This window comes from Xylanimonas oleitrophica (genome assembly GCF_003244315.1).
Classification (GTDB): domain Bacteria; phylum Actinomycetota; class Actinomycetes; order Actinomycetales; family Cellulomonadaceae; genus Xylanimonas_A; species Xylanimonas_A oleitrophica.
On sequence record NZ_QKWH01000002.1, the window covers coordinates 277,536 to 299,912 of the forward strand.

Sequence of the window (22,377 nt, forward strand, 5' to 3'; positions counted from 1 at the left end):
GGCCGCCTGCGGCTGATGGCGGTGCACGCGCACCCCGACGACGAGTCGAGCAAGGGCGCCGCGACCACCGCGAGGTACGCGGCCGAGGGGGTCGAGGTGCTGGTCGTCACCTGCACGGGCGGGGAGCGCGGCGACGTCCTCAACCCCTCCTACGCGGTGCCGGAGGGGCACTCCTTCGACACGCTCGAGGCCAAGCGCGCCGTCCGCCGGCTCGAGATGGCGGCGGCGGCCCAGGCGCTGGGCGTGCAGCAGCACTGGCTCGGCTTCGTGGATTCCGGGCTGCCCGAGGGCGACCCGTTGCCCCCGCTGCCCGACGACGCGTTCGCCCTGGTGCCCCTGGAGGAGGCCGCTGCCCCGCTGGTCGAGGCCGTGCGCCGGTTCCGCCCGCACGTCATCACCACCTACGACCCCAGCGGCGGGTACCCGCACCCGGACCACATCTACACGCACACCGTCACCGCGGAGGCGTGGGAGGCGGCCGGCGACGCGTCGCGCTACGTCGTCGACGGCGGTGCCGAGCCGTGGACGCCCCTCAAGCTGTACTACAACCACGGGTTCTCCGTGGAGCGGCTGCGCACGGTGCACGAGGCGATGCTCGGCGCCGGCCTGGAGTCGCCGTTCGGCGACTGGATCTCCTCCCGCACCGCCCGTGAGATCCCCGAGCGTCCCGTCACCACCAAGGTGCCGGTGGCGGAGTTCTTCGCCCGGCGCGACGCCGCCCTGACGGCGCACGCCTCCCAGATCGACCCGGCCGGGTTCTTCTTCGCCGTGCCGCGGGACGTCGAGGCCGACGTGTGGCCGTGGGAGGAGTACGAGCTCGCCGAGTCCCGGGTCGAGACGTCGATCCCCGAGGACGACCTGTTCGCCGGCATCCGTGGCACGGAGGTGGCCCGATGAGCGCCCTGCACACCCTGACCGCGGTGCTCGCCGCCGCGCCGTCCCCCTCCCCGACGAGCCCTGCCCGCCAGCTCGAGTCGACCGACGTGACGCCCGGCCTGGCCGGGTTCCTCGCCACCTTCCTGCTGGTGGTGGCGGCCATGTCGCTGTTCCTGCTGCTGACCCGCTCGATGCGCCGCACCTCCCACAACGCGCGGCTCGCAGGCATCGAGGTCCCCGAGCCCAAGCGGGTCGGCGGCGCCACGCGCGTGCCCGTCGCCGAGGGGCCGGCGGGCGACGCCGCCGAGGGACCGGAGCACGCGGGCGACGCGGAGCCGGAGACGGAGCCGGAGACCGAGCCGGACGCCGAGAGGGACGCCGAGACGGACGAGGAGCCGGGCGCCGAGGGCGGGCCGGGCACCGCGCGCGCATGACGTCGCCGGTGCGGGTCACGGTCGCCCAGGTGGAGGTCTCGGGCGACCACGGGGCCAACCGCGCCGTCGTGGCCGACGTCGTGCGGGAGGCCGCGCGCGTGGGAGCTCAGCTCGTGGTGCTGCCCGAGTACGCGTCGGGCTACGACCCGCGGGGCGTGGGCGCCGAGCACGCCGAGCCCGTGGACGGCCCGTTCGTGACGCACCTGCGCTCGCTGGCGCGCGAGCACGGGCTGACCGTGGTCGCGGGCACGACGCTCCCGGGCGAGGCGGGCGACGGTGCCCGCGGCGTCAACGCGGTGGTGGCGGTGGCGGCGTCGGGCGACCTCGCGGGGGTGTACCGCAAGGTGCACCTGTACGACGCCTTCGGCACGCGTGAGTCGGACCGGCTCGAGCCGGGACCGGTGGACGCGCCGCCGCTCGTGGTGCCGGTGGGGGACCTGCGGTTCGGCGTGATGACCTGCTACGACCTGCGCTTCCCGGAGTCGGCCCGCCGTCTGGTGGACGCGGGCGCGCAGGTGCTCCTGGTGCCCGCGGCGTGGGTCGCCGGCCCTCTCAAGGCCGACCACTGGACCACGCTGCTGCGCGCCCGGGCGATCGAGAACACCGCCGTGGTGGTCGGGGTGGGCATGGCGGGCAAGGGCGTCACCGGGCGCTCGCTGCTCGTGGGGCCCGACGGCGTCGTCGGGCTGGAGCTGGGGGAGCGGGCCGAGGTCCGCACCGTGGACCTGGACCCGGCTCCGCTGGCCGCTGCGCGCGAGGCGAACCCGTCGCTGGCGAACCGCCGCTACGCCGTCGTGCCGCGCTGACGGTGCCGCGCCGTCAGACGGCGGCGATGAAGATCGCCACGGTGTGGCAGGCGAACCCGGCGACCGTCAGGGCGTGGAAGATCTCGTGGAACCCGAACCAGCGCGGGGACGGATCGGGGAACTTGGTGCCGTAGACGATCGCACCGAGCGTGTAGGCGAGGCCGCCGGCCACCACGAGCCAGACGACGGCGGCCCCGCCGCCGGCCCAGAACTGGCCCATGTAGGCCATCGCGACCCAGCCGAGCGCGAGGTAGACGGGCACGTAGACCCAGCGCGGGGCGTTGATCCACAGCACGCGCGCCAGCAGGCCGAGCACGGCACCGCTCCACACGATCACGAGCAGGGTGGTGGCGGTGCGCGGTGGCAGCAGCAGCACGGCCAGGGGCGTGTACGTGCCGGCGATGATGAGGAAGATGTTGGAGTGGTCCAGCCGTCGTAGCGCCAGGGCGGCCTTCGCGGACCAGGTGCCGCGGTGGTACACGGCGCTGGTGCCGAACAGCAGGAGCGAGGTCAGGGCGAAGACGGCCGCGGCGACCTTGCCGGCGACGGGCGGCGCCAGCACCACGAGCACGATGCCGGCGGCCAGGGCGAGGGGAGCCGTGACGGCGTGGATCCAGCCGCGCAGCCGCGGCTTGAGCTGCGCGACGGCCACGGAGACCGTCTGGACGGTCTGGATCACGGCGCTGCGGGCGTCGACGGCCACCTCGCGGGCGCCGTCGGCTGCGGCGGACGCGGCCTTCTGCGCGCCGTCGGCTGCGGCGGACGCGGCCTTCTGGGCACCGGCTGCGGCGTCGCGGGCGACGTCGGCGGGGCGGGGCAGGTCGTCGGGGCGGCGGTGGTCGGCGGCGGCTGCCACGAGTGCCTCCTGGCGTGTGTGCTGTGCGGTCGGGGAGGAGTGTCCCGGCGGGGCGAGACACCAACCTACGGTTCCGTAGGTTACGCCACCGTAGGCCCGTCCGCGCCCTGGTGGCAGGGGTTGCCCCGGGCGCGTGTTGTGAAGATCGTGCGACGGGCGCGGCGCCCTCGCACGCGGCCGTCGAGAGGCCGCTCCGCCGCCCGGTACCGTGGCCCCGTGCGACTGCCCCATCCGCTCTACCGCCTGTACGAGGGCCGCCTCGCCGCCGGGCTCACCCCCGACCGGCTGCCGCGGCACGTCGGCGTCATCCTCGACGGCAACCGCCGGTGGGCGAAGTCCTTCGGCGAGACGGCCGCGACCGGTCATCGCCGTGGTGCCGACAAGATCGCGGAGTTCCTCGGGTGGGCCGAGCCGCTGGGTATCGAGGTCGTGACCCTGTGGATGCTCTCGACCGACAACCTGGCCCGCTCGGCCGCGGAGCTCGGCAACCTCCTGGAGATCATCGAGGACGCCGTGCGCGAGCTCGCCGACTCCGGCCGCTGGCGCCTGCGCGTCGTCGGCCGCCCCGAGCTGCTGCCCGAGTCGCTCGCCGGCGCGCTGCGCGAGGCCGCCGAGCGCACGGAGGGCATCGACGGCCTCCAGGTCAACGTGGCCATCGGCTACGGCGGCCGCCACGAGATCGCGGACGCCGTGCGCTCCTACCTGCGCGAGCAGGCCGGCAACGGTGCCACGCTCGAGGAGCTGGCCGAGCGGATCGACGTGCAGGACATCACCGACCACCTCTACACCCGGGGCCAGCCCGACCCCGAGCTCGTCATCCGCACCTCGGGCGAGCAGCGCATCGGCGGGTTCCTGATGTGGCAGTCGGCCCACTCCGAGCTGTACTTCTGCGAGGCCTACTGGCCCGACTTCCGCCGGGTGGACTTCCTGCGCGCGCTGCGCGACTTCACGCGGCGAGAGCGACGGCTGGGCAGATGAGCCCCGCCGAGGGCGAGCGCCGCGCGGCCGCGACCTGGGAGGCGCTGTTCCGCACCCAGGTCGTGCTGCTGCGGCGCCTGCAGGACGACCCCATCTGGGACGAGGTGTCGCTGCGCGAGTACGACGTGCTGTTCGTGCTCGTGTCCTCGGGCGGCGCGCTGCGGCTGCGCGAGCTCACCCAGGAGATCCTGCTCGTGCAGTCCTCGGTGTCGCGGCTCGTCGAGCGCATGGAGGCGCGAGGTCTGGTCACGCGCTCCGTCCCGGCCGACGACGCCCGCGGCACGCTCGTGACGGTCACCGACGAGGGTCGCCGCCTGCAGCGGGAGGTCGGCGCGCGCCACGTCGAGGCGATGGGCCGCTACGTGGGCGGCGCCCTCGACGACGACGAGCAGCGTGAGCTGCGCCGCCTCCTGGACCGGCTCCGGCTGGCCCAGCGCGACATCCCGCCGATCGAGCGCTGACCGGCGGCGTCGGGCCGGACCGCGGCTCCCGCCCGCACGCGGACCCGCTATGGTCGGCGGCGTGACAGGGCAGTCCACCACCCCGCACGTCGTCGTCGCCCCCGACTCGTTCAAGGGGTCGCTGAGCGCGGCCGAGGTCGCCGCGGCGATCGCCGACGGCGTGCTCGCGGCCGTCCCCGGCGCGCGGGTGACGCTGCGCCCCATGGCCGACGGCGGGGAGGGCACGCTCGCCGCGCTCGCCGCGGCCTGGCAGGTGCCCCTGCGAGCGTGCTCGACGGTCGACGCGATCGGCCGCCCCACGACGGCGCGCTGGGCCGTGGGCCCTGGCGGTCGTGTCGGCGTCGTCGAGCTCGCCCAGGCCAGCGGCCTTCCCGGCGTCCGGGACGTGGAGCTGCGGCCCCTGCACGCGCACACGCGCGGCACGGGAGCGGTGGCGCACGCCGTCCTCGACGCCGGCGTCGAGGAGGTGCTGGTCTGCCTCGGTGGGTCGGCCTCGACCGACGGCGGCGCCGGCCTGCTCCGGGGGCTCGGCGCCCGCCTGCTCGACTCCGCGGGACACGAGGTGCCCGACGGCGGTGAGGGGCTCGCCCGCGTCGAGTCCGTGGACCTGACGGACCTGCACCCCCGGGCGCGGCAGGTGCGGTGGCGCCTGGCGGTCGACGTCACCAACCCGCTGACCGGCGAGCACGGGGCCGCCGCCGTGTTCGGCCCGCAGAAGGGTGCCGGGCCGGGCGAGGTCACGTTCCTCGACGAGGCGCTGGCCCGCTGGGCCGGGGTGCTGGAGCGCGAGACGCGCGTGGCCGTGCGCGAGCTGCCCGGTGCCGGGGCGGCCGGTGGTGTGCCCGCGGCGCTCGTGGCCGTGCTCGGCGCGCACGTGGAGCGCGGCGTCGACCTGGTCGCCGAGGCCGTGGGCCTGCCCGCCGCGCTGGCCGACGCCGACCTCGTCGTCACGGGGGAGGGCTCGTTCGACGCGCAGTCGGTCCGTGGCAAGGTGGCCGACGGCGTGGCCCGGGCTGCCGCGGCCGCCCCTGCCCGCCCGCCGGTGGTGGTGGTCGCCGGCCAGGTGCTGCTGCCCGCGGCGCAGGCACGCGCCGCCGGCATCCGCGCCGCGTTCTCGATCGCCCCCGGCCCCGTGGACCTCGACGACCTCCTGGGGCGCACCGCGGGACGGCTGCGGGAGACCGCCGCGCACGTGGCGGCGCTGGCGCTCGGACCCGGGTGCCAGGGGCCGCCGGAGGGGGCCCGCGCCTGACCTCGCGGGAATACGCAGCGCCGAGATTGCGCTGTTCTTCACAAGTGGCTCGCCAAGGGTCTCGTCCCGGGACGACGGCGAGGTGCCACGAGCACGAGACGGCTCATCCGGGACAGGGAGGACCGCATGGCTGGACGCAGCAGCACCCGAGTGGAGTTCGAGGAGCACGGTCGCACCGTCGTCTACCGACGGCACCGCAACGGTGGTGGCCTCGTGTCGCCGCAGGCCACCGTCGAGCCGACGGCGTTCGTGGCCCGTGACGCGTGGGTGGAGACGGGTGCGCGCATCGGCGCCGGCGCGAGCGTCGGCTCCGGCAGCTGGATCGACGTCGACGCCCGCCTCGGCGAGGACGTCGCCGTGGGGCGCAACGTGCACGTGGGCCCTGGCGCCGAGGTGGGGGACGGTGCGCAGATCGAGACGGGCGCACGGCTCGGGGCAGGCGTGCGCGTGCAGGCGCGCACCCGCGTCCCCGCGGACGCCAGCGTCGCCGACGGCGACGTCGTCACCCGCGAACGGTTCGGCATCGCCGCCTGAGAGCGGCCGCGACGGCCCGCCCCACGGCGGCCGACGACGAGACGAGGGGCTGGGCCCCGCCCGTGGCCGGTGCAGCACGCACCGGCCACGGGTGCGTCCGGGCCCGTGACGTGGGTCGACGCCCGCTCCCGCCCGGCGACGAGGCGTGGTGACAACGCGTCGGTACAACGTCACGTCCGGTGCGTCCGGATCTGGCGGGGTGCGTGACCCAAACGGTGGAATGATTCCAGGTATGCCGACGACCACGACGTCCCAGGCGCTGGACGCGCGCCCCTACGACGCCCTGCTGCTCTACTCCTTCGGCGGGCCCAACAAGCCGGAGGACGTGGTCCCGTTCCTCCGCAACGTCACCGCGGGCAAGGGCATCCCCGACTCCCGCCTGGAGGAGGTCGGCGAGCACTACTACGGGTTCGGCGGCAAGAGCCCCATCAACGAGCAGAACCTCGCGCTCAAGGCGGCGCTCGAGAAGGAGCTCGCGGAGCGCGGCCTGGACCTGCCCGTCGTGTGGGGCAACCGCAACTGGGAGCCGTACACCACCGACGCGATCGACGAGCTCGAGCGCCTCGGTGCCCAGCGCGCCGTCGCCCTGGTCACCAGCGCCTACTCCAGCTACTCCGGCTGCCGCCAGTACCGCGAGGACCTCGCCGTCGTGCTCGACGAGCGCGGCCAGCTCGGCCCCGACGGCTCCACGGGCGTCCAGTTCGACAAGATCCGCTCGTACTTCAACACCCCCGGGTTCGTGCAGGCCAACGTCGACGCCGTCGTCGAGGCGTTCGAGCAGCTCACCGCCCAGGGCGGGGACGCCCAGGCCGCGAAGATCGTGTTCGTCACCCACTCCATCCCCACCACGATGGAGGAGGCGTCGGGCGTCGGTCACGCCACCTACTCCGAGCAGCACCTGGACGTCGCCGCCGTCATCGCCGCCGCCGTGGGCGAGCGCCTCGGCCACGGCGTCGAGTGGGAGCTCGCCTACTGCTCGCGCTCCGGCCCGCCGAGCCAGCCGTGGCTCGAGCCGGACGTCAACGACCTGCTCGAGGAGCGTGCCGGCGAGGGCCTGCGCAACGTGGTGCTGTCCCCGATCGGGTTCGTCTCCGACCACATGGAGGTCGCTTACGACCTCGACACCGAGGCGCTGGAGACGGCCCGCGAGCTGGGCGTGCACGCCGTGCGCGCCGGCACCGTCGGCACCCGCGAGGTGTTCGTCAAGCAGCTCGTGGACCTCGTCCTGGAGCGCGCCGCCCTGGCCCGCGGCGAGGACGTGCAGGAGGCCGTCGTCGGCAACCTCCCGGCCTTCCCCTCGGTCACCCCGAACGACTGCTGCCTGCGCGTGCACGAGCAGCCCAGCGGCATCCCGGCACTCTGCAGCGAGGACATGCACCGATGAGCGAGAACGCCACCCACGTCCACGGCGACACCGGCGAGGCCGTCGAGACCTCCGCGATCAACGAGACGATCCGTTACGCGCTGATCGCCGCGTTCGCGACGACGACGCCGCTGCCCGCCGACGCCGCCGAGCGCGCCAGCCTGGTCGCCGACGCCGAGGACGCCCTCTGGGGCGGCCAGCCCGAGGCCGCGCGCGACGCGGCCCGTGCCGACGGTGACGTCGTCGTGCGCGGCACCTACGACGTCGGCGGCCTGCGCTCCGACGCCGACCTCATGATCTGGGTGCACGGCCCCTCCGTGGAGTCGGTCCAGGCCGCCTACCACCGCCTGCGCGCCTCCGACCTCGGTGCCGCGCTCGAGCCCGTCTGGTCCACGGTGGCCCTGCACCGTGCCGCCGAGTTCAACAAGGGCCACGTGCCGGCCTTCCTCGCCGGCGAGGCGCCCCGCGGCTACCTGTGCGTCTACCCGTTCGTGCGCTCCTACGAGTGGTACCTGCTGCCCGAGGACGAGCGCCGCACCATGCTGCGCGACCACGGCATGGCCGCCGCCGGCTACAAGGACGTGCGCGCCAACACCATGAGCACGTTCGCCCTCAGCGACTACGAGTGGCTGCTCGCCTTCGAGGCCGACGAGCTGCACCGCATCGTGGACCTCATGCGCGACCTGCGTGCCACCGAGGCCCGCCGCCACGTGCGCGAGGAGACGCCGTTCTTCACCGGCCCGCGCGTGACGCTGGCCGCGTGGGCGGCCCAGCAGCCGCTCGCCTGACCGGCCCTGCTCGCGATGGCGGTTGACCCGGCCGTGCTCGCGATGGTCGGCTGACCCGGCCCTGCGCCCCGCGACGGACGCCCCGCACCCTCTCCGGGTGCGGGGCGTCCGTCGTCGTCGGCCCGGGCGGTGTCCGGGCGCCCGCGCCTCCGGTTCAGCGGCCGGGGTTGGCGCGCCGGACGGCGTCCGCCAGCACCGTCGCGAACGCCGTCCACCCCGCGTAGGGCACCAGGGCCGCGCCAGCACCCGTGCTGGTGGCGGCCGCGCGGCGTGCGAGGTCGGCCGAGCTCACCGCCAGGGCGCCGGACACCACGACGGAGGCGCCCAGGCGGTGCCACACGAAGAACGTCCAGCACCAGCCGGCGTTGAGCGTCATGTTGACCGCGAGAGCCGCGCGGTAGGAGGAGCGGGAGGCGGCGTCCCCGTGCGCCTGGGCGACGAGGGACGCCCCGGCGACCGCTGCGTACAGCGCCGACCACACCACCGGGAACACGGCGCCCGGCGGCTGGATCGCGGGCTTGCGCAGTCGCCGGTACCAGCGCGAGCGCGTGCCGCGGGCCGAGGCGACGCTGCCCGCCACCGCGCCCGCCAGCGGGAGTCCCACGGAGCTGAGGACGACGCGAGGTTCCATCTCGGCAGGCTATGCAGGGACCCGCCCGCTCGCGCCCGGTCCGCCCTCAGCCCGCTCGGCCCTCCCACCGTTGTGGGCGGAAGACTCGCCGCAGTCCTGTGGTAGTTGCGGCGAGTCTTCCGCCCACAACCGTGGCCGGGGGTGGTGGCGCGGGGCCACGGGGGCGGTGCTCAGGCCGCCGCGCTCGTGCGGGCCGTGCCGACGACGACGGTCGCTCCCGCCTCGTCGTCCTGCACCACCGCGGGAGTCAGCCCGGCGCGGCCCAGCAGCGCCGTCGTCTCCGTCAGCTGGTGCTCGTCGCCCACCTCGAAGAGCAGGCTTCCGCCCGGTGCGAGCCACCGGGGCGCGCCCGCGACGACGCGGCGCAGCACGTCGAGGCCGTCCGGGCCGCCGTCGAGCGCCGTGCGCGGCTCGTGGTCGCGCGCCTCGGGAGGCATCGTGGCCAGCGCGGCGGTGGGGACGTACGGGGCGTGGCACAGCAGCAGGTCCACCGTGCCGCGCAACGTGACGGGCAGGGCGGAGTACAGGTCTCCGGTGTGGACGGTGCCGCCCAGGGGCTCGAGGTTCCGCGCGGCGTACGCGGTGGCCGCCGGATCGACGTCGGCGGCGTGGAGCACGACGGCCGGCTCGGGGTGGTGCTTTCCACCGTCGCCGCTGCCGCTGCCGTCGCCGCTGCCGTCGCCGGTGCGCGAGCGGCGGGCGGCCCGGGCGAGGAGCCGTGCCACGACGGCCCCGCCCACGGCCCCGCTGCCGCAGCACAGGTCGAGCACCGTCAGGGTCGGCCCGGCCGTGCGGCACCACGGACCGGCAGCGACGAGGTCCAGCGCCTGGGCCACCATGAGCTCCGAGCGCTGCCGGGGCACGAACACCCCGGGCCCCACGTGCCAGCGCCGCCCGGCGAGCTCGACCCAGCCGAGCAGGTGCTCGAGAGGCTCGCCGGCCTCCCGCCGGGTCACCAGGGCGTCCAGCGCCTCCAGGCTCGCTGCTCGTCCCGGCGGCGCCGTGCCCGCGTCCCGCTCGGCAGCCCCCTGCGGGATCGGCAGCTCGAGCTGCCGATCCGGCGACGTCCTGCCGGGCGGCACGTCGAGCCCCGCCGCCTCCAGCAGCAGCCGCGCCTCCTCCTCGGGGAACACGCAGCCGGCGGCACGCAGCCGCGCCACGACGTCGTGGCGCAGCCGCGTGCCGCCGGCCGGGAGCGGTGCCTGGGTCAGGGGTAGAGCCCGCGGATCTTGTGCGCCTCCGCCACCCGCTGCACACCGATCGTCAGGGCGGCGTCACGCAGCGACAGACCGTCGCGGCGGGCGTGCTCGGCGACGTCCTGGTACGCGGTGACCATGCGGTGGGCGAGCTTCTCGGAGATCTCCTCAGCGGTCCACCAGTACGCCTGGTTGGCCTGCACCCACTCGAAGTAGGAGACGACGACGCCGCCGGCGTTGGCCAGCACGTCGGGCACCACGGTGATGCCGTTCTTCGCGAGGATCTCGTCACCGGCCGTCGTCGTCGGGCCGTTGGCGCCCTCGACCACGAACCGGGCGCGCACGTGCTGGGCGGTGGTCTCGTCGATGACGCCCTGGATCGCGGCGGGCACCAGCACGTCGACGTCGAGGGCCAGCAGCTCGGTGTTCGAGACGGGGTCGGCGTCCTCGAAGTCCACCACGGACCCGGTGGCGGCCACGTGCTGCACCAGGCGGGCCACGTCCAGGCCGTCGTCGGCCCGCACACCGCCGTACTGGTCGCTGACGGCCACGACGCGGGCGCCGCGGGCGGCGAAGATCTCGGCGGCGTGCCCACCGACCTTGCCGAAGCCCTGGATGGCGATCCGCGTGCCCTCGAGCCGTTCGCCCGCCTGCCGCAGGGCAGCCTCGGTGACGTGCACGATGCCCGCGCTCGTGGCGGTGCCGCGGCCCAGCGAGCCGCCCACGGCGATGGGCTTGCCCGTCACCACGGCGGGGATGGTGTACCCGCGGTTGACGGAGTAGGTGTCCATGACCCAGGCCATGGTGCGCTCGTCGGTGCCCATGTCGGGCGCCATGATGTCGGTGTCCGGGCCGATCATCGGCATGATCTCGGACGTGTACCGCCGGGTGACGCGCTCCAGCTCGGCCCTCGAGTGGTCGCGCGGGTCGATGGTGACGCCGCCCTTGGCGCCCCCGTACGGCAGGTCCACGATGGCGCACTTCCACGTCATCCACATGGCCAGCGCCCGCACCTCGTCGATGTCGACGTCGGGGTGGAAGCGCAGGCCGCCCTTGCCGGGCCCGCGGGAGACGTTGTGCTGCACCCGGAAGCCGCGGAACAGCCGCACCTCGCCGGAGTCCATGCGCAGCGGCACCGAGACGTGGATCTCGCGGCGCGGGGTGGCGAGGTTGGCGTGCAGGCCCTCGTCGTAGCCCAGGTGGCGCACGGCGGCGGCGAGCTGGGCGTGGGCGGTGGCCAGCGGGGAGTGTTCCGCGGGTGTGGTGGTGGTGTCAGGCGTGGTGATCGACGGCGTCGTCACTGGTCCTCCTGGTGCGGCGCCGGGGGCTGGGCACGATGAGCCGGGCCGACGGCGCGGGGTGGCAGGGCGCGGGATGGGCGCCACGCCACCAACGTAGCGACCGTCGGGCCTTCCGCGCGACGCCACGTCGGCTGACGGGGGCATTCACCCGCGGTGGCGCGCCCCGGTGCCGGTGCCGGGCGTGCGGGGCACCGGCACCGGGGCGTGCGCGGTCAGTGGCCGAACTCGTCGGAGTCGGTCACGTGCTCCTCGCCGCGGTCGAGCGCGCTGATCGCGGTGATCTCCTCGTCCGTGAGGGTGAACCCGAAGATCTCGAGGTTCTCCACCTGGCGCTGCGGGGAGGAGGACTTGGGGATGGGCACGTACCCGAGCTGGGTGTGCCAGCGCAGCACCACCTGGGCGGGCGTGACGCCGTGGGCCTCGGCGGCGGCCGCGATCGCGGGCTCGGCCAGCATCTCGGCGGGCTTGATGGGGCTCCACGACTCGGTGACGGTGCCGTGCTCGGCGTTGGCGGCCACGCTGGCGCCGCGCGTGGCGTACGGGTTGAGGTTGATCTGGTTGACGTCCGGCGCGAACCCGGTGGCCTCGACGATCCTCGCCAGGTGCGCCGGCTTGAAGTTGGAGGTGCCGACGGCCCGCACCTTGCCCTCCTCGTGCAGCCTCACGAGCCCCTCCCACGCCTGGACGTAGGTGCCCTGGTCGGGGTTGGGCCAGTGGATGAGGAACAGGTCGAGGTAGTCGACGCCGAGGCGCCGGACGCTGTTCTCCCACGCCTCGCGCACGCCCTGGGCGGAGTGCCACTCGCGGTTGAGCTTGGTGGTGAGGAACACCTCCTCGCGGGGCACGCCGGAGTCGCGCAGGGCGCGCCCGACGCCCACCTCGTTGCGGTAGTTCTCGGCGGTGTCGACCAGCCGGTAGCCGGCCTGGAGGGCGGAGCGGACGGCGACGGCGGCCTCGGCGTCGTCCATCGGCCAGGTGCCGAGGCCGATCGCCGGGATCTGTGCGCCGTGGGGCAGCGTGAGGGTGGGTGCGAGGCTCATGGCTCCCAGGACACCAGGTCAGCGGGCGAGTCGCCACGCGGCCGGGAGCAGGGCGGCGGCGAGCACGGCCTTGAGCACGTCGCCGGGCAGGAACACCGCCAGGCCGCCCCACAGCGCCTGCGCGGGGTCCATGCCGGCCACGACGGCCAGCCACGGCACGCCCACGGCGTAGACGGTGAGGGTGCCGACGGCGTAGGCGCCGGCCGCGCCCAGCACGCGGCGGTCGGCGCCGCGGCGGGCGAGGGCGCCGACGGCGAGGGAGGCGAGCACGAACCCGACGATGTAGCCGCCGCTCGCGCCGACGATCACCTCCCAGCCCGAGGCGCCCCCGGTGAACACGGGCATCCCCGCCACACCGACGCCGATGTACAGCACCTGGGCGAGGGCGCCGCGCACCGGCCCGAGGGCGGCGGCGCCGAGCAGCACGGCAAAGGTCTGGCCGGTCACCGGCACGGGCAGGCCGGGCACGGGGACGCGCACCTGGGCGGCGAGCGCGGTGAGCAGGGCGAGGCCGGCGACGAGCGCGACGTCGCGGGCGATCGCACGGGCGCGGGTGCCGGCGGGCAGCAGGTCGGCGAGGACGGCGGGGGCGGGGTGCAGGGGGAGAGCGGCGGTCGTCATGTCCGACGACGCTAGGTGCGTCCGCCGAGCGGGGTCACGAGGCCCGGTGGCCAGCACCGCCGGGCCACCGTTGTGTGGTTCCTCCAACGGGAGGGGTGGTTCGACGACGTTCGCTGCTCGTCGTTGTGGGGATCGCCCAAGGCCCGGGTGTCGGCGGAAGAGCGGACGGCGCCGTGCTGCCGGGCGGTGCTGCCCGGCTCAGTGCCGCCGTGCCCGGCGCCGGAACGACGACGGCGTCTCGCCCGTCAGCCGGGCGAACTGCCGGGTGAACGACGGCTGGTCGTAGAACCCGGCGGCGGCGGCCACCTGCGCCAGAGGCGTGGCGGTGTCGGCCAGCAGGTGCGCGGCCCGGTCGACGCGTGCCCGCAGCACGAGCTGGCGGGGGGACAGGCCGAACACGCGCCGTACCCGCCGGTCGAGCACGTGCGTGCTGCACCCGGCCATCGCCGCGAGGTCGGCCACCGACAGGCCGGTGCCCGGGGTGGCGTCGAGGTGTGCCTGGATCCCGGCCACGAGCCGGGACATCGCCTCCATCGTCGCGTCGTCGGCGTTCTCGGAGCGCAGGTCCTGAGACACGGACACCAGGCCCACCACGCCGCCCTCGGCGTCGTGCACCGCGAGCTTGGAGGTGAGGAACCAGCCGGGGGCCCCGCCGGTGCGGCGGATCAGCTCGAGCTCGCCGCGCAGCGGGCGGCCGGTGCGCAGCACCTCGGCGTCCTGCGCCTCGTAGCGCTCGGCGAGGTCGGGCACGAACAGGTCGGTGGCGCGCCGGCCGACGACACCGCGGCGCGAGCGCTCGTGGGTGCGGCGCACGAACACCTCGTTGACGAGCACGTAGCGGCCGCTGACGTCCTTGGCGCAGAACATGACGCTGGACAGCTCGTCCATGAGCGCCACCATGGCAGGGGAGAGGGCCGCCAGCAGCGCCTCGGCCTCTGGCCACGTCGTGTTGTCAGAATCCCGTGCCATGGCGGGCCCAACCGTACAAGACGAGCACCCGCCGCCGGATGCACCCTGTCACCATGACCACCCATGCCACGACCGCGCCGGCCACCGCCGGCGCGACCCCTCCGATCGCGGACCTCGTCGAGGACGCCGTCGCCCTCGCCGGGCGCTGGGCCGCGGCGTCGGAGGGCACCGGCGGCCGCGCCACGCGCGCCGACCGCCGGGCCAAGGCCGACGCCGAGCGTCTCGGCCGCCTCGTCGCCGACCCGGCGGGCCTCGAGCTCGCCGTCGGCTTCGTCGACGACGTCGCCCGCCCGCAGGACGTACGCGTCGCCGCCAAGGCCCTGGCCCGTCTGGGCGAGCGCGCCGGCGACGCCAGCTTCCTCGGCGCCGTCGACCGCACCCTGTTCAAGATCGGCGCACGTCTCGCCCCGGCTCTGCCGGGCGTCGTGGTGCCCGCCGCGCGCGTGCGGCTGCGCCAGCTCGTGGGCCACCTCGTGGCCGACGCCGGCAAGGGCCTCGGCGCCCACCTGGCCCGCACCCGCGCCGAGGGCTACGCCCTGAACGTGAACCTCCTGGGCGAGGCCGTGCTCGGCGAGGACGAGGCCAGGGCCCGCCTCGAGCGCACCATCGCGCTCGTCGAGCGGCCCGACGTCGACTACGTCTCGATCAAGGTCTCCTCCGTCGCGGCGCAGCTCGTCACCTGGGACCTGGAGGGCTCCAAGAACCGTGTCGTCGAGCGCCTGCTGCCGCTGTACCACGCGGCCAAGGAGCACGGCGTGTTCCTCAACCTGGACATGGAGGAGTACCGCGACCTGGCGCTGACCACCGCGGTGTTCCAGGAGATCCTCGAGCGCCCCGAGCTGCACGACCTCGAGGCCGGCATCGTGCTGCAGGCCTACCTGCCCGACGCGCTCGGCGCCCTGGAGGAGCTCACCGAGTTCGCCCGTGCCCGCGTGGCCGCCGGGGGTGCCCGCATCAAGGTGCGCCTGGTCAAGGGCGCCAACCTCGCCATGGAGCAGGTCGAGGCCGAGCTGCACGACTGGGCGCAGGCCCCCTACACCACCAAGGCCGACGTCGACGCGAACTACCTGCGCGTGCTCGACGCCGCCCTGACGCCCGAGCGCACCGCCGCGGTGCGCCTGGGCGTCGCCTCCCACAACCTCTTCCACCTCGCGCTCGCGGTGCTCGCCGCCCGCGCCCGCGGCGTCAGCGAGGGCATGGACCTGGAGATGCTGCAGGGCATGGCCCCCACGGAGGCCCGGGCCGTGCGCGAGGAGTTCGCGAAGGACGGCGGCCGCGTGGTGCTCTACACGCCCGTGGTGCGCGACGAGGACTTCGACGTCGCCATCTCCTACCTGGTGCGCCGCCTGGAGGAGAACGCCGCCGAGCAGAACTTCCTGCACGCCATGTTCGCCCCCGGCGCCGGTGCCGCTCCGGGGAGCACTGGCGGGAGCACCGCGATGGACCGCCAGCAGCAGGCGTTCCGCGACGCCGTCGCCGCCGCCGTGCCGTTCGGGCCCGACGACGTCGCCCCGCGCCGCAAGGCCGTGCCGGCGCTCGCAGCGGCCGCCCGCGGCGAGTCCTCGCAGGCCCCGGCGCAGGCCGCCGAGGCCGGGCCGTTCCGCAACGCCGTCGACACCGACCCGGCCGTGGCGGAGCACCGCACCTGGGCGCAGCACGTGATCGGCGACGCGTCGGGCTACGTGCCGGTGCAGGCCGCCGAGGTGGGTGCGACCGAGGAGATCGACGCGGCCGTGGCCCGCGCGGTCGCCGCCCAGCGGGTCTGGGGCGCGGTCCCCGCCGCCGCCCGCGCGGCCGCACTGCGCGCGATCGCCGTCCGCCTGGAGGAGCGCCGCACCGACCTGGTGGCCGCGATGGTGCACGAGGCCGGCAAGACGGTGGGCGAGGCCGACCCCGAGGTCAGCGAGGCCGTGGACTTCGCGCGCTACTACGCGGGATCGGCCGAGCGGCTCGGGTCCGTGCCCGGCGCCGAGTTCTCCCCGGAGGGCGTCACCCTGGTGACCCCGCCGTGGAACTTCCCCGTCGCGATCCCGCTCGGCGGCGTCGTGGCGGCGCTGGCCGCCGGCTCGTCCGTGCTCGCCAAGCCCGCCCCGCCGACGCCCCGCTGCTACGAGATCGCGATCGAGGCGGTGCACGCCGGCCTCGCGGACGCCGCGGCCGAGACCGGCCTGAGCGCCGAGCAGGCCGCCGACGTCGTGCAGTACCTGCGGGTGCCCGACGGCGATCTCGGCCGCCACCTGGTGACCCACGCCGACGTCGCGCGCGTCATCCTCACCGGCTCGATCGAGACGGCCGAGATGTTCGCCTCCTGGCGTCCCGAGCGCCCGGTGCTGGCGGAGACGAGCGGCAAGAACGCCGTCGTGGTGACGCCGTCGGCGGACCTGGACCTGGCCGCCGCCGACGTGCTGCGCAGCGCGTTCGGCCACGCGGGCCAGAAGTGCTCGGCCGGCTCGCTGGTGATCCTCGTGGGCTCGGTGGGCGACCCGAGCACGGCGACGGGCGAGCGGTTCCGCCGCCAGCTCGTGGACGCGGTGCGCTCCCTGGCCGTGGGCCCGGCCACCGACCTGGCCACCGTGATGGGTCCGCTGACCGAGCCCGCGAGCGGCAAGCTGCTGCGCGCCCTGACCACCCTCGAGCCGGGCGAGACCTGGCTGGTCGAGCCGCGCCGGCTCGACGAGGAGGCCGCCGCGGCGGGCCTCGAGCCGGGCCGCCTGTGGACGCCGGGCCTGCGCGACGGCGTCGCGCCCGGGTCGTTCTTCCACCTCACCGAGGCGTTCGGCCCGGTGCTCGGCATCATGACGGCCAAGGACCTGGACGAGGCCATCGCCTTGCAGAACCAGGTCGACTTCGGCCTCACCGCCGGCCTGCACTCCCTCGACGAGGACGAGATCGCCACCTGGTGCGACCGCGTCGAGGCAGGGAACCTGTACGTCAACCGGCACATCACCGGCGCCATCGTGCAGCGCCAGCCGTTCGGCGGCTGGAAGTCCTCGAGCGTGGGCCCGGGCGCCAAGGCGGGCGGCCCGCACTACGTGGCCCAGCTCGGCACGTGGTCCGACGCCGCGGACGTGCCCTCCAAGGGCAACGACCCCGAAGGGTGGCTGGCCTGGGCGCAGGCCGACGACGAGCGCGCGTGGACCGAGGACCTCGGCGTCACGCACGATCCGTCCGGTCTGCGGGCGGAGGAGAACTCCTTCCGCATGCGCCCGGTCGAGCGGGTGACCGTCCGCGTGGGCGACGGCGCGCTGCCGGTCGAGGTGCAGCGTGTGCTCGCCGCCGCCCGGCGCGCCGGGGTGCCCGCCGTCGTGGTGCCCGAGTCCGACTCCGGCTGGGGCGTGCCGCACGAGGCCCCCGTCTCCCACGCGGACTTCGCCGCCGCCGTCGCCGCGGGCGAGGTGACCGGCCGCATCCGCGTGGTGGGCTCGGCTCCTGGCCTGCGGGAGGCCGCGGCCGCGCACCCCGGCACGACGACGGTGCTCGACGCGCCCGTCGTGGCCTCGGGCAGCCGAGAGCTGCTGACGTTCCTGCGCGAGCAGGCCCTCAGCCGCACGCGCCACCGCTACGGGCACGTGCACGCCTGAGCAGCACAGACGCCGTCGGGCCCCGGAGGGAGATCCTCCGGGGCCCGACGGCGTCCTGCCGTGCAGCCGCAGCCGGCCGCTGTCGCCTGTGCGGTTGCCGCCGGCACGGTGCCGGAGCGCTCAGGCGCTCCCGCCCTCCGTCAGGCGCGCGGGGTAGGTGCGCGACGGCGGTGCCCCGCCGTCCAGCAGCTCGAGCAGGGCCGCGGTCGCACCGGCGGCCAGGTCGACCACGGGCTGGTGCACCGTCGTCAGGGGCGGGGTGGTCCGCTCGGCCCCGCCCAGGTCGTCGAAGCCGACCACGGCGACGTCCTGCGGCACGCGACGGCCCGCGGCGGCCAGGACGCGCAGCGCCCCCTCGGCCATGAGGTCCGACGCGACGAAGACGGCGTCGAGGTCCGGGTACCGGTCCAGCAGCAGCTCCATGCCGGCGGCGCCCCCGGCCACGGTGAAGTCGCCCTCGACGACGGCGTCGTCCGGCAGCCCCGCTGCCGTGACCACCTCGCGCCACCCGGCGAGCCGGTCGAGCGGCGCCGTCATGTCGAGCGGGCCGGAGATGGTGCCGATCCGGCGCCGGCCACGCTCCACCAGGCGACGGGCGGCGATCCGCCCGCCCTCGAGGTTGTCGGCGTCGACGTACGTGCGGACCCGCTCGTCGAACGGCCGCCCGATGAACACCACCGGCATGGCGCCGCCCGCCAGCTCCGTCTCCAGGCGGTCGTCCCGGTGGTGGGAGACCACGATCGCGCCGTCCACGTGACCGCTGCGCAGGTACCGGGCGCTGCGGCCCGGCTCCCCGGCCCGGGAGAGCAGCAGCACGAGCTGCAGGTCGGTGCCGGCGAGCCCCTCGTTGACGCCCACCAGCACGGCCGAGAGGAACGGGTCGGACAGCAGGCGCCGGTCCGGTTCCGACATCACGAGCGCGATCGAACCGGTGCGCCGGGTCACCAGCGAGCGGGCCGCCCGGTTGGGGGCGTACCCCAGCCGGGCCACCGCGTCCTCCACCGCCGACATCGCCGCCGGCGAGACGCGCGAGCCGCCGTTGATGGCGCGCGACGCCGTCGACCGGGAGACACCCGCCTCCCGGGCGACGTCGTCGAGCGTGGGCAGCGCGGTGCTCGCCGCCTCCGGCACGGACTCTCTCACCGGGCGGGCACGACGCCGGTCGCCGCGACCTGCCCGTACCAGCGGCCGGACGCCTTGACCGTGCGCTCGAGCGTCTCGTAGTCCACCCGCACGATGCCGAACCGCTTGTCGTAGCCGTGCGCCCACTCGAAGTTGTCCATGAGCGACCACGCGAAGTAGCCGCGCACGTCCGCCCCGGCGTCCACCGCGTCCTTGACGGCCCGCAGGTGGAGGTCGATGAACGCCAGACGGTCCTGGTCGTCCACGAACCCCGTCTCGTCGGGCTCGTCGTCGTAGGCGGCACCGTTCTCGGTGACGTACAGCGCCACACCGCGCGGGCCGGTGTAGTCCTGCTGCAGGCGCAGCAGGAGGCGGGTCAGGCCCTCGGGCTGGACCTCCCAGCCCATCGCCGTGCGGGGCAGGCCGCGCGAGCGGTGGTGCACGCCCTCGGGCACGGGCGTCGGCGCCTGCGTCCAGTGCTCGCCCTCGGGCCGGGGCGGCGTCGCCCCCGACGGCCCGGTGGCGGCGTCGTCGGATGGGGCGGGGTGACCCGACAGGGCGGCACCGTTGTAGTAGTTCACGCCCAGGGCGTCGAGCGGAGTCGAGATCACCTCGAGGTCGCCGTCCTGCACCACGTCGCCCAGCCCGTACGGCTCGAGCAGCTCGACGACGTCGGGGGCGTACGCCCCGGCGAAGATCGGGTCCAGGAAGAACCGGTTGAAGATGGCGTCCTCACGGCGGGCGGCCTCGACGTCGGCCGGGTCCTGCGGGTCCACCGGGTCGGCCACCGTGAAGTTCAGCGTGATGCCGAGCGCCGCCTCCGGGTCCGCCTCCCGCAGCGCCTGGGTGGCCAGGCCGTGGGCCAGCAGCAGGTGGTGCCCGGCGTGGACGCCGTCCGTGCGGCTGTGCCCGCCCGGCGCGTGCTCCCCGCCCGTGTACGACAGGAACGAGGAGCACCACGGCTCGTTGAGCGTGGTCCACACCCGCACCCGGTCGCCCAGCGCCTCGTGCATCGTCATCGCGTAGTCGACGAAGCGGTACGCCGTGTCCCGGTTGCGCCAGCCGCCCTTCTCCTCCAGGGCCTGCGGCAGGTCCCAGTGGTAGAGCGTCAGCCACGGCACGATGCCGCGGCCCAGCAGCTCGTCCACCAGGCGGGAGTAGAAGTCCACGCCCTCCGGGTTGGGGGCGCCGCCGCCCGGGCGCACGCGCGCCCACGAGGTCGAGAACCGGTAGGCGCCCAGGTTGAGGTCCGCCATGAGGGCCACGTCGTCCGCGTACCGGTGGTAGTGGTCGCACGCCACGCTGCCGTCGTCACCGTTCTTCACGGCGCCGGGCACGCGGGCGAACGCGTCCCAGATGGAGTCCTGGCGGCCGCCCTCCGCGGCGGCGCCCTCGATCTGGAACGCGGCGGTGGCGGTGCCCCACAGGAAGCCGGGCGGGAAGGCGACCTCACCGCTGCCCGTCGACCTGACCAGCGGCTCCGACGGTACGAACGGCACGGTGGTGCCGCTGGCCGGGAGGCGGGGGCCGGGCTGGGGGGTGCGGGCCGGCAGGCCCTGGTGCTGGAGGTTCATCCCTTGACGGCTCCTTGCATGATGCCGGCCACCAGCTGGCGACCGAGGATGGCGAAGATCACGAGCAACGGTAGGGTCACGAGGAACACGCCGCTCATGACCAGCGAGTAGTCCACGAAGTAGTTGGCCTGCAGCATCCGGACCACGAGCGGCAGGGTGGGGTTGTCCTGGTTGAGCACGATGGACGGCCAGAAGAAGTTCGTCCACTGCTGCACGAACGTGAACAGCGCCAGCATCGCCGCCGCCGGGCGCGCCGCGGGCAGCGCCACGTGCCAGAACGTGCGGATCATCGACGCCCCGTCGACGCGGGCGGCCTCGATCAGCTCGTACGGCAGCGCCTCCGACAGGTACTGGGTCATCCAGAACACACCGAACGCGCTCACCAGCGCCGGCACGATCACCGCCTGCAGCTTGCCGATCCACCCGATCTCGGACATCAGGATGTACATCGGGATGATGCCGAGCTGGGTGGGCACCGCCATGGTGGCGATGACGAAGACGAGCAGCGGCCCGCGGCCACGGAAGCGCAGCTTGGCGAAGGAGTAGCCCGCCAGGGTCGAGAACAGCACCACCGCGAACGCGACGGTCACCGAGACGATCACCGAGTTGGTCAGCGCCTTGACGAAGTTGACGTTGTCCGACGTCACGATCTCGGCGAACCGGTCGAACAGCGAGGCGTCAGGCAGCCACTGCGGGATCGCTCGCTGCGCGATCTCCTGCGGCGTCGAGGAGCCCAGCACCAGCGTGAAGTACAGCGGGAACAGCGAGATCAGCACGGTGGCGGCCAGCACGGTGTACGTCACCCAGCCCGGGCGGCGTGCGGCCCCGTAGCCGTGCGAGCCCCGGGGTCCCTTGCCGGCGGCGCGGCGTCGTGCGGCGGCGCGGGCAGCCCCGCTGCCCGCGGTCTGGGCGGTGACGGCGACGGAGCTCATGCGCCCCTCCTCGGTCGTGCGCCGGAGCGCGGGTCGGACGTCGAGATGCGGCGGGTGATCAGGAAGTTCACCAGGCCGATCACCACGATGATCAGGAACAGGATCCAGGCCACCGCGGCGCCTCGGCCGAAGTTCTTCTGGTTGCCCCACGCGACGTCGTACAGGTACAGCACGACGGTCATCCACTGCCGGTCGGCGCCGCCCAGGCCCTGCTGGTCGAACAGGCGCACCTCGTCGAAGATCTGCAGGCCGCCGATGGTCGCGGTGATGACGATGAAGATGATCGTCGCGCGGATCTGCGGCACGGTCACCGAGAAGAACTGTCGCACCCGCCCGGCACCGTCGATCACGGCTGCCTCGTACAGCTCGCGCGGCACGGCCTGCATCGCCGCGAGGAAGATCAGGGTGTTGTACCCGGTCCACCGGAAGTTGACCATCGTGGCGATGGCGACGTGGCTGGCGAACCGGTCACCGTGCCAGGCCACCGGGTCCATGCCGACGACGCCCAGCAGCTCGTTGATGAAGCCGTACTGGTCGGCGAACAGGCGGCCGAAGATCATCGACACCGCCACGGGCATGACCACGTACGGCACCAGCACGCCCATGCGCCAGAACGTCGCGGCGCGCAGGTTCTGGTCGAGCAGCGCCGCGAGCGCGATCGCCACCAGCACCTGCGGCACGCTCGACAGCACGAAGATCGAGAAGGTGTTGGTCAGCGCCTTCCAGAACGTGGGCTGGGCCAGCACGTCCGCGTAGTTCTGCAGCCCCACGAACTCGCCCTGGCCGCCCAGCAGGTTCCACTGGTGCACCGAGACGTAGGCCGTGTAGAGCAGAGGGAACAGACCCGTCAGCGCGAACAGCACGAAGAACGGGGAGATGTACAGGTAGGGGGAGAGCTTCACGTCCCAGCGGCCGAGCCGCTGCGTGAACCCGATGCGCCGCGCGGGGCGGGGGGTCGTGTCGGGTCCGGGGCCGGGCGGGTCCGTGGCGCCGCGGCCCGCCGTAGGTGTCAGGACGGCCATGTCTTCGCGTTCCTCCGTGCGTCAGGGCGATCGCTGGGGC

21 protein-coding genes are annotated in these 22,377 nt (G+C 74.7%); 10 read left to right on the plus strand and 11 right to left on the minus strand.

Features of this window, described 5'->3' with window-relative positions:
• Positions 1-15: 15 nt before the first annotated feature.
• Genes mca through DNL40_RS05165 form a run of 3 tightly spaced genes read left to right on the plus strand, consistent with a single transcriptional unit; the run spans position 16 to position 2,116 of the window.
• On the plus strand, positions 16-897 hold the full coding sequence (mca, locus tag DNL40_RS05155; RefSeq protein WP_111250277.1) for a mycothiol conjugate amidase Mca: 882 nt from the start codon (positions 16-18) through the stop codon (positions 895-897).
• Positions 894-1,310, plus strand: coding sequence for a hypothetical protein (locus tag DNL40_RS05160; RefSeq protein ID WP_111250153.1), 417 nt, complete (start codon positions 894-896; stop codon positions 1,308-1,310). Before mca ends, DNL40_RS05160 begins: the two co-directional genes overlap by 4 nt.
• Positions 1,307-2,116, plus strand: a complete 810-nt coding sequence (locus DNL40_RS05165) for a carbon-nitrogen hydrolase family protein (protein WP_111250154.1) — start codon at positions 1,307-1,309, stop codon at positions 2,114-2,116. The genes DNL40_RS05160 and DNL40_RS05165 overlap by 4 nt, the downstream gene beginning before the upstream one ends.
• A 13-nt stretch (positions 2,117-2,129) precedes the next feature.
• Here the strand turns inward: DNL40_RS05165 and trhA are convergent, their stop codons facing one another.
• On the minus strand, positions 2,130-2,795 hold the full coding sequence (trhA, locus tag DNL40_RS05170; RefSeq protein WP_245885694.1) for a PAQR family membrane homeostasis protein TrhA: 666 nt from the start codon (positions 2,793-2,795) through the stop codon (positions 2,130-2,132).
• A 393-nt stretch (positions 2,796-3,188) separates the two neighbouring features.
• Here trhA and DNL40_RS05175 point away from each other — a divergent pair, with 393 nt between their 5' ends.
• The 6 genes from DNL40_RS05175 to hemQ all read left to right on the plus strand — a co-directional run bounded on the left by DNL40_RS05175 (position 3,189) and on the right by hemQ (position 8,348).
• The gene (locus tag DNL40_RS05175; RefSeq protein ID WP_111250155.1) at positions 3,189-3,950 is read left to right on the plus strand and encodes an isoprenyl transferase; all 762 of its coding nucleotides are present in this window, start codon (positions 3,189-3,191) and stop codon (positions 3,948-3,950) included.
• The gene (locus DNL40_RS05180; RefSeq protein WP_111250156.1) at positions 3,947-4,411 is read left to right on the plus strand and encodes a MarR family winged helix-turn-helix transcriptional regulator; all 465 of its coding nucleotides are present in this window, start codon (positions 3,947-3,949) and stop codon (positions 4,409-4,411) included. Before DNL40_RS05175 ends, DNL40_RS05180 begins: the two co-directional genes overlap by 4 nt.
• 49 nt (positions 4,412-4,460) lie before the next feature.
• The gene (locus DNL40_RS05185; protein ID WP_111250157.1) at positions 4,461-5,663 is read left to right on the plus strand and encodes a glycerate kinase; all 1,203 of its coding nucleotides are present in this window, start codon (positions 4,461-4,463) and stop codon (positions 5,661-5,663) included.
• 126 nt (positions 5,664-5,789) lie between these two features.
• Positions 5,790-6,197 (plus strand): transferase, encoded by a 408-nt coding sequence (locus DNL40_RS05190; RefSeq protein WP_111250158.1) that lies wholly within the window; start codon positions 5,790-5,792, stop codon positions 6,195-6,197.
• Positions 6,198-6,429: 232 nt separating this feature from the next.
• On the plus strand, positions 6,430-7,581 hold the full coding sequence (locus DNL40_RS05195; protein WP_111250159.1) for a ferrochelatase: 1,152 nt from the start codon (positions 6,430-6,432) through the stop codon (positions 7,579-7,581).
• Positions 7,578-8,348, plus strand: coding sequence for a hydrogen peroxide-dependent heme synthase (gene hemQ / locus DNL40_RS05200; RefSeq protein ID WP_111250160.1), 771 nt, complete (start codon positions 7,578-7,580; stop codon positions 8,346-8,348). Before DNL40_RS05195 ends, hemQ begins: the two co-directional genes overlap by 4 nt.
• Before the next feature lie 154 nt (positions 8,349-8,502).
• Here hemQ and DNL40_RS05205 read toward each other — a convergent pair whose 3' ends face one another.
• From DNL40_RS05205 to DNL40_RS05230, 6 genes are all read right to left on the minus strand, one after another.
• Positions 8,503-8,979, minus strand: coding sequence for a TspO/MBR family protein (locus tag DNL40_RS05205; RefSeq protein WP_111250161.1), 477 nt, complete (start codon positions 8,977-8,979; stop codon positions 8,503-8,505).
• Between the two features lie 170 nt (positions 8,980-9,149).
• Positions 9,150-10,139, minus strand: a complete 990-nt coding sequence (locus tag DNL40_RS05210) for a class I SAM-dependent methyltransferase (RefSeq protein ID WP_245885675.1) — start codon at positions 10,137-10,139, stop codon at positions 9,150-9,152.
• Positions 10,140-10,186: 47 nt separating this feature from the next.
• Entirely contained in the window at positions 10,187-11,476 is a 1,290-nt protein-coding gene (locus DNL40_RS05215) for a Glu/Leu/Phe/Val family dehydrogenase (protein ID WP_245885676.1), read from the minus strand.
• Between the two features lie 212 nt (positions 11,477-11,688).
• Entirely contained in the window at positions 11,689-12,516 is an 828-nt protein-coding gene (locus DNL40_RS05220; protein ID WP_111250163.1) for an aldo/keto reductase, read from the minus strand.
• An 18-nt stretch (positions 12,517-12,534) separates the two neighbouring features.
• A complete protein-coding gene (locus DNL40_RS05225; protein WP_111250164.1) occupies positions 12,535-13,137 on the minus strand; it encodes a biotin transporter BioY in 603 nt (200 codons plus the stop codon).
• 198 nt (positions 13,138-13,335) lie between these two features.
• A complete protein-coding gene (locus DNL40_RS05230) occupies positions 13,336-14,106 on the minus strand; it encodes an AraC family transcriptional regulator (RefSeq protein WP_111250165.1) in 771 nt (256 codons plus the stop codon).
• 53 nt (positions 14,107-14,159) lie between these two features.
• Here DNL40_RS05230 and DNL40_RS05235 point away from each other — a divergent pair, with 53 nt between their 5' ends.
• Entirely contained in the window at positions 14,160-17,687 is a 3,528-nt protein-coding gene (locus DNL40_RS05235; RefSeq protein ID WP_179950946.1) for a bifunctional proline dehydrogenase/L-glutamate gamma-semialdehyde dehydrogenase, read from the plus strand.
• A gap of 120 nt (positions 17,688-17,807) precedes the next feature.
• Here the strand turns inward: DNL40_RS05235 and DNL40_RS05240 are convergent, their stop codons facing one another.
• Genes DNL40_RS05240 through DNL40_RS05255 form a run of 4 tightly spaced genes read right to left on the minus strand, consistent with a single transcriptional unit; the run spans position 17,808 to position 22,337 of the window.
• Positions 17,808-18,830, minus strand: coding sequence for a LacI family DNA-binding transcriptional regulator (locus DNL40_RS05240; RefSeq protein WP_179950947.1), 1,023 nt, complete (start codon positions 18,828-18,830; stop codon positions 17,808-17,810).
• A complete protein-coding gene (locus DNL40_RS05245) occupies positions 18,827-20,383 on the minus strand; it encodes a glycoside hydrolase family 1 protein (RefSeq protein WP_111250168.1) in 1,557 nt (518 codons plus the stop codon). The genes DNL40_RS05240 and DNL40_RS05245 overlap by 4 nt, the downstream gene beginning before the upstream one ends.
• Positions 20,380-21,315 carry a carbohydrate ABC transporter permease gene (locus DNL40_RS05250; RefSeq protein ID WP_111250169.1) on the minus strand — a complete coding sequence of 312 codons (936 nt, stop codon included), beginning with the start codon at positions 21,313-21,315 and terminating at the stop codon, positions 20,380-20,382. Before DNL40_RS05250 ends, DNL40_RS05245 begins: the two co-directional genes overlap by 4 nt.
• Positions 21,312-22,337: a carbohydrate ABC transporter permease gene (locus DNL40_RS05255; protein WP_111250170.1), complete on the minus strand. Its 1,026-nt coding sequence runs from the start codon at positions 22,335-22,337 to the stop codon at positions 21,312-21,314. The genes DNL40_RS05250 and DNL40_RS05255 overlap by 4 nt, the downstream gene beginning before the upstream one ends.
• Positions 22,338-22,377: the final 40 nt, after the last annotated feature.

Bases quoted from the DNA above. Each gene is read 5' to 3' on its own strand.
- DNL40_RS05235 (WP_179950946.1), top strand. From the start codon at position 14,160: ATGACCACCCATGCCACGACCGCGCCGGCCACCGCCGGCGCGACCCCT.
- DNL40_RS05255 (WP_111250170.1), bottom strand. From the start codon at position 22,337: ATGGCCGTCCTGACACCTACGGCGGGCCGCGGCGCCACGGACCCGCCC.
- DNL40_RS05245 (WP_111250168.1), bottom strand. From the start codon at position 20,383: ATGAACCTCCAGCACCAGGGCCTGCCGGCCCGCACCCCCCAGCCCGGC.
- hemQ (WP_111250160.1), top strand. From the start codon at position 7,578: ATGAGCGAGAACGCCACCCACGTCCACGGCGACACCGGCGAGGCCGTC.
- DNL40_RS05190 (WP_111250158.1), top strand. From the start codon at position 5,790: ATGGCTGGACGCAGCAGCACCCGAGTGGAGTTCGAGGAGCACGGTCGC.
- DNL40_RS05160 (WP_111250153.1), top strand. From the start codon at position 894: ATGAGCGCCCTGCACACCCTGACCGCGGTGCTCGCCGCCGCGCCGTCC.
- DNL40_RS05205 (WP_111250161.1), bottom strand. From the start codon at position 8,979: ATGGAACCTCGCGTCGTCCTCAGCTCCGTGGGACTCCCGCTGGCGGGC.
- DNL40_RS05180 (WP_111250156.1), top strand. From the start codon at position 3,947: ATGAGCCCCGCCGAGGGCGAGCGCCGCGCGGCCGCGACCTGGGAGGCG.
- DNL40_RS05185 (WP_111250157.1), top strand. From the start codon at position 4,461: ATGGTCGGCGGCGTGACAGGGCAGTCCACCACCCCGCACGTCGTCGTC.
- DNL40_RS05230 (WP_111250165.1), bottom strand. From the start codon at position 14,106: ATGGCACGGGATTCTGACAACACGACGTGGCCAGAGGCCGAGGCGCTG.
- DNL40_RS05220 (WP_111250163.1), bottom strand. From the start codon at position 12,516: ATGAGCCTCGCACCCACCCTCACGCTGCCCCACGGCGCACAGATCCCG.
- mca (WP_111250277.1), top strand. From the start codon at position 16: ATGGCGGTGCACGCGCACCCCGACGACGAGTCGAGCAAGGGCGCCGCG.
- DNL40_RS05195 (WP_111250159.1), top strand. From the start codon at position 6,430: ATGCCGACGACCACGACGTCCCAGGCGCTGGACGCGCGCCCCTACGAC.
- DNL40_RS05225 (WP_111250164.1), bottom strand. From the start codon at position 13,137: ATGACGACCGCCGCTCTCCCCCTGCACCCCGCCCCCGCCGTCCTCGCC.
- DNL40_RS05250 (WP_111250169.1), bottom strand. From the start codon at position 21,315: ATGAGCTCCGTCGCCGTCACCGCCCAGACCGCGGGCAGCGGGGCTGCC.
- DNL40_RS05165 (WP_111250154.1), top strand. From the start codon at position 1,307: ATGACGTCGCCGGTGCGGGTCACGGTCGCCCAGGTGGAGGTCTCGGGC.